6 protein-coding genes are annotated in these 5,457 nt (G+C 68.6%); 2 read left to right on the forward strand and 4 right to left on the reverse strand.

The annotated features are described in order from the left end of the window. On the forward strand, window positions 1-519 hold a 519-nt coding region (locus AC1D12_RS23440), incomplete at its 5' end, for a hypothetical protein (protein WP_477843181.1). 100 nt (window positions 520-619) lie between these two features. Continuing rightward, window positions 620-2,290, forward strand: coding sequence for a phospholipase D-like domain-containing protein (locus AC1D12_RS23445; protein ID WP_477843183.1), 1,671 nt, complete (start codon window positions 620-622; stop codon window positions 2,288-2,290). A 13-nt stretch (window positions 2,291-2,303) separates the two neighbouring features. Here the strand turns inward: AC1D12_RS23445 and urtE are convergent, their stop codons facing one another. From urtE to AC1D12_RS23465, 4 genes are all read right to left on the reverse strand, one after another. After that, the gene (gene urtE, locus AC1D12_RS23450) at window positions 2,304-2,996 is read right to left on the reverse strand and encodes an urea ABC transporter ATP-binding subunit UrtE (RefSeq protein ID WP_047499964.1); all 693 of its coding nucleotides are present in this window, start codon (window positions 2,994-2,996) and stop codon (window positions 2,304-2,306) included. A 3-nt stretch (window positions 2,997-2,999) separates the two neighbouring features. Further along, window positions 3,000-3,893: an urea ABC transporter ATP-binding protein UrtD gene (urtD, locus tag AC1D12_RS23455; protein WP_477827724.1), complete on the reverse strand. Its 894-nt coding sequence runs from the start codon at window positions 3,891-3,893 to the stop codon at window positions 3,000-3,002. Beyond that, the gene (gene urtC, locus AC1D12_RS23460) at window positions 3,890-5,026 is read right to left on the reverse strand and encodes an urea ABC transporter permease subunit UrtC (RefSeq protein WP_477843186.1); all 1,137 of its coding nucleotides are present in this window, start codon (window positions 5,024-5,026) and stop codon (window positions 3,890-3,892) included. The genes urtD and urtC overlap by 4 nt, the downstream gene beginning before the upstream one ends. Beyond that, window positions 5,023-5,457, reverse strand: a 435-nt coding sequence (locus AC1D12_RS23465) for an ABC transporter permease subunit (RefSeq protein ID WP_477843188.1), incomplete at its 5' end; no start/stop codon positions are given. The genes AC1D12_RS23465 and urtC, both read right to left, overlap by 4 nt.

Consider the following 5,457-nt stretch of genomic DNA (forward strand, 5'->3'; position numbering starts at 1 on the left):
CCGCGCGACCTCGGCTGGCTCGGGCGCGACCTGCTGGTGGTCGACGGCCAGAGCCGCTCGGTGCTGCGCTGGAGCGTGGCGCACGAGCCGCTGCCGCCGTTCGGCGATGCCGACAGCCGGCGCGAACTGCAGGAGGCGGCGCAGCTGCAGCAGCGGCTGACGTGGCTGCACCAGGCGCTGGTCGCCGCGGCCATCGGCGGCGTGGTCGCCGCGATCACGCTGGTGTGGCATGCGCGCAGCGGCAGCCGCTCGCGGCGCCGCATCGCGGCCACGCCGCACTGGTGGGCCGTGCTTGCCTCGGCGCTGCTGCCGGGGCTCGGCCAGTGGATGCGCGGACGCAATCCGATGGCGCTCGCCTGGTTCCTCGTGTGGTCGGTCTACACGCTGTCGATCAGCGTGCCGGTGCTGTGGAACCTGCTCGGGCCGCGCAGCGACGTGTCGGTGCAATACGCCGCCGACGTGCTGGCCGTGCAGCTGCTGATCACCGCGTTCGCGGCGCTGGAAGCGGCTCGGCGCTGAGAGGCTGGCCCGTTCGGCCGTCCYGGCGTCCACCATCTGGAGGATGACGGGCGCGCCGTTCCGGGGCACCGTGCCCGTGCGTGACAACCGGGAGAGCAGCATGCGCGTGCGCAACGAGAACGGCGGCCTGACCGCGATGGCCGTGGCAGGCACCTACGTGGTGTTGCTGGGCTGGGACATGCCCGAGGCGGCGATGCTCGCGCAAGGCGTGCTGGGCTTCGCGGTGCGGCGGCTGCGCGAGCGCGACGGCGAGCGCATCTGGCTGTCGGGCATGAAGACCTTCGAGCAGGTCGAGCCGTACCCGGTGCCCGGCGAGCCGGTGACGAGCTTCCTGCACCCGCTGCAGACCTTCCAGTGGGCGGACTACAGCGCCTCGCCCGACGAGCGCTACGTCTACACGATCGTCGCGATGAGCGGCAGCCCGGGTGCGCTCGCGCGCGGGCCCGAGGTCGACCTGGCGGTGGCGACCGAGCGCGTCGACCAGGGCAGGCACGCGGTCTTCTTCAACCGCGGCGCGATCGCCTCGCAGGAGTACGCGCGGCGTTTCCAGAACCGGCGGCCGGACGAGGTGGGGCCGTCGGCGTTCAACTGGCTGTCGCGCGGGCTGGTCGAAGGCCTGGAGAACTACATCGCCCAGGCCCAGGCCGGCGATGAACTGCTGGGCGCGTTCTTCGAGTTCAAGAGCCCGCGCATCTACACCGCACTGAAGGCCGCGAAGGCGCGCGGCGCCGTCGTCTCGGTGCTCTACGACGGCGACAGCCAGGGCGAGGGCAACGAAAAGGCGCTGGAAGGCCAGGGCATGGACGGCATGGTCAAGTCGCGCGAGCACTCGGGCGGGTTCGCGCACAACAAGTTCCTGGTGCTGCGGCAGGCGGGCGTGCCGAAGCAGGTCTGGACCGGCTCCACCAACCTGAGCGTGAACGGCATGTTCGGCCATTCGAACAATGCGCACATCGTGCGCGACGACGCGATCGCGGCCCGGTACCACCAGTACTGGCTGCTGCTCGACCGTGACGAGACGCGCAAGCCGACCGCGACGAAGGACGAGGCCCTGTCGCCGCTGCCGGCCGACGGCTCGCCGCTGGACGCGTTGTTCTCGCCGCGGCTCGGCCTGGAGGCGCTCGACTGGTACGCGGGCCTGGCGGCCGGTGCGCAGCGCGGCGTGTTCATGACCTTCGCCTTCGGCATGAACAGCCGCTTCGTGCCCTCGTACGACAAGACCGACGGCGTGCTGCGCTTCGCGCTGATGGAGAAGAAGGGCACCGGCAAGACCTACAAGGCGCAGGCCGCCGAGGTCGACCGCATCCGCCGGCATCCGAACGTGACGGTGGCCGTGGGCAACCGGGTCGAGCTGAACCTGTTCGACCGCTGGCTGGCCGAGCTCGACCGCATCGCCGACGAGGCGCACGTGCTGTACGTGCACACGAAGTACATGCTGGTGGACCCGCTCGGYGACACGCCGACCGTGGTGGTGGGCTCGGCCAACTTCTCGGCGGCATCGACCACCGACAACGACGAGAACATGCTGGTGATCCGCGGCGACACCGCGGTGGCCGATGTCTACCTCGGCGAGTTCATGCGGCTGTTCACGCACTACGCCTTCCGCGAGTCGCTGCAGTTCAAGGACGCGACCTCGCCGGCGAATGCCTTGCTGCGCAAGTACCTGGTGCCGTCGCCGGACTGGATCCACGGCGGCGGCGGTGCGGGGCAGAGCTACTTCAAGGCGGGGTCGGACCGGGCGTTGCGGCGGGTGTATTTCTCGGGGCAGTAGGCGTGACGCGCGGCTAGATCGACATCCGGTCCCGCACGCCCTCGGCTTCCATGTTCTGCCCGCGCCCGCGCTGGATGATCTCGCCGCGCTCCATCACCAGGTACTGGTCGGCGAGCTCGGCCGCGAAGTCGTAGTACTGCTCGACCAGCACGATGGCCATCGTCTTGCGGTCGGCCAGCATGCGGATCACGCGGCCGATGTCCTTGATGATGCTCGGCTGGATGCCTTCGGTCGGCTCGTCGAGGATCAGCAGCTTCGGCCCGGCCGCCAGCGCGCGCGCGATCGCCAGCTGCTGCTGCTGCCCGCCCGAGAGATCGCCGCCGCGGCGGTTGATCATCTGCTTGAGCACCGGGAACAGCTCGAACAGCTCGGCCGGCACCGGCGTGCCGCCGCGCTTGTACGCGAGGCCCATGCGCAGGTTCTCGTCGACCGTCAGCCGGCCGAAGATCTCGCGGCCCTGCGGCACGTAGCCCACGCCCTTGCGCACCCGCTCGTACGGCGTGTCGTGCGTGATGTCCTGGCCATCGAGCTGGATGCCGCCGGTCTTCACCGGCACCACGCCCATCAGGCTCTTCAGCAGCGTCGTCTTGCCCACGCCGTTGCGGCCGAGCACCACGGTCACCTCGCCGAGCTTCGCCTCGAAGCCGAGGTTGCGCAGGATGTGCGACCCCCCGTAGTACTGGTTGATGCCTTCGACTTTCAACATGATTCAGCGGCCCAGGTAGACCTCGACGACCTTGTCGTTGGATTGGACTTCCGACAGCAGCCCTTCGGCCAGCACGCTGCCCTCGTGCAGCACCGTCACCTTCTTGCCGTTGCGTCCGTTCTGCGTCAGCTCGCCGATGAACTTCATGTCGTGCTCGACCACCACCAGCGAGTGGCTGCCTTCGAGCGACAGGAACAGCTCGGCGGTGCGCTCGGTCTCTTCGTCGGTCATGCCGGCCACCGGCTCGTCGAGCAGCAGCAGCTTCGGGTCCTGCATCAGCAGCATGCCGATCTCCAGCCACTGCTTCTGCCCGTGCGACAGCAGCCCGGCGACGCGCTGCGCGCCATCCTTCAGGTGGATCAGCGCCAGCATCGCGCCGATGCGGTCGAGCTGCTCGCCGTTCAGCCGGAAGAACATCGACGAGCGCACGCCGCGGTCGGCCTTCAGCGCGAGCTCCAGGTTCTCGAACACCGTCAGCTGCTCGAACACGGTGGGCTTCTGGAACTTGCGGCCGATGCCGATCGACGCGATCTCGTTCTCGCGCAGCCGCAGCAGGTCGATGGTCGAGCCGAAGAAGGCCTTGCCGGCATCGGGCCGGGTCTTGCCGGTGATGACGTCCATCATCGTCGTCTTGCCGGCGCCGTTCGGGCCGATGATGCAGCGCAGCTCGCCGGCGCTGATGCTCAGCGACAGCGCGTTCAGCGCCTTGAAACCGTCGAAGCTGACGGTGATGTCGTCCAGGTACAGGATCGCGCCGTGCCGGGTGTCGAGCACGCCCTCCTCGACCACGCTGCCATAGCTCGCCGTTCGCCCGCCCGAGGTGCCGGGGCCGCCCTGCTGCCTGTTCGCCAGCGCCTCGCGCACGCGTGCGCCGGCCTCCATCAGCTCGGGCGTCATGCCTTCACCTCGCTCTTGTCCTTGCCGCCCAGCTTGCGCGCCAGCCCGACGATGCCCTGCGGCAGGAACAGCGTCACCGCGATGAACAGCGCGCCGAGGAAGTACAACCAGAACTCGGGGAACACTTGCGTAAACCAACTTTTTGCGCCATTGACGAAGAACGCGCCCAAGATCGGCCCGACCAGCGTGCCGCGCCCGCCCACCGCCGCCCAGATCGCGATCTCGATGCTCGCCGCCGGCGACATCTCGCCCGGGTTGATGATGCCCACCTGCGGCACGTAGAGCGCGCCCGCGATGCCGCACATCACCGCCGAGATCACCCAGATGCACAGCTTGTAGCGCAGCGGGTCGTAGCCGGTGAACATCACGCGGCTCTCGGCATCGCGGATCGCCTGCAGCACGCGGCCGAACTTGCTGCCCACCAGCCAGCGGGCAAGCAGGAAGAAGCCGATCAGCGCCAGGCCGCTCAGCACGAACAGCGTCATCCGCATCGACGGCGTCGCGATCGGGTGGCCGAGGATGCGCTTGAAGTCGGTGAAGCCGTTGTTGCCGCCGAAGCCGGTCTCGTTGCGGAAGAACAGCAGCATCGCCGCGTACGTCATCGCCTGCGTGATGATCGAGAAGTACACGCCCTTGATGCGCGAACGGAACGCGAAGAAGCCGAACACGAACGCGAGCAGCCCCGGCACCAACACGATCAGCAGCAGCGTCGCGATGAAGCTGTCGCTGAAGGCCCAGTGCCACGGCAGCGTCTTCCAGTCGAGGAACACCATGAAGTCGGGCAGGTCGGACTGGTAGTTGCCGTCGCGCCCGATCTGGCGCATCAGGTACATGCCCATCGCGTAGCCGCCGAGCGCGAAGAACACGCCGTGGCCGAGCGACAGGATGCCGGTGTAGCCCCAGATCAGGTCCATCGCCAGCGCGCAGATCGCGTAGCACATGATCTTGCCGACCAGGCTGATCGCGTAGTCGCTCAGGTGCAGCGCATTGCCGGCCGGCACGGCGAGGTTCAGCACCGGCGCCAGCACGACGACGCAGACCAGCGCAGCGAAGACGCCGCTCCAGGCCTTCATCGACAGCAGCGAGGTCGAAGGTCCGACCGGCCGCGCGGGTGTGGGAAGGATTGCGCTCATGCTTCGGCACTCCGGCCTTTCATCGCGAAGATGCCTTGCGGCCGCTTCTGGATGAAGATGACGATGAAGACCAGCACCATGATCTTCGCGAGCACGGCGCCCTGCCAGCCTTCGAGCAGCTTGTTGAGCACGCCCAGGCCGAGCGCCGCGTAGACGGTGCCCGCCAGCTGGCCGACGCCGCCGAGCACCACGACCATGAACGAATCGACGATGTAGCCCTGGCCGAGATCGGGGCCCACATTGCCGATCTGCGACAACGCGCAGCCGGCGAGGCCGGCGATGCCGGAGCCGAGCGCGAACGCGTAGGTGTCCACGCGCGCGGTGTCGACGCCCATGCAGGCGGCCATGCGGCGGTTCTGCGTGACGCCGCGCACGAACAGCCCGAGCCGGGTGCGCGAGATCAGCAAGGCCACGCCGCCCAGCACCAGCAC

The organism is Rhizobacter sp. P1_G5, from assembly GCF_056405435.1.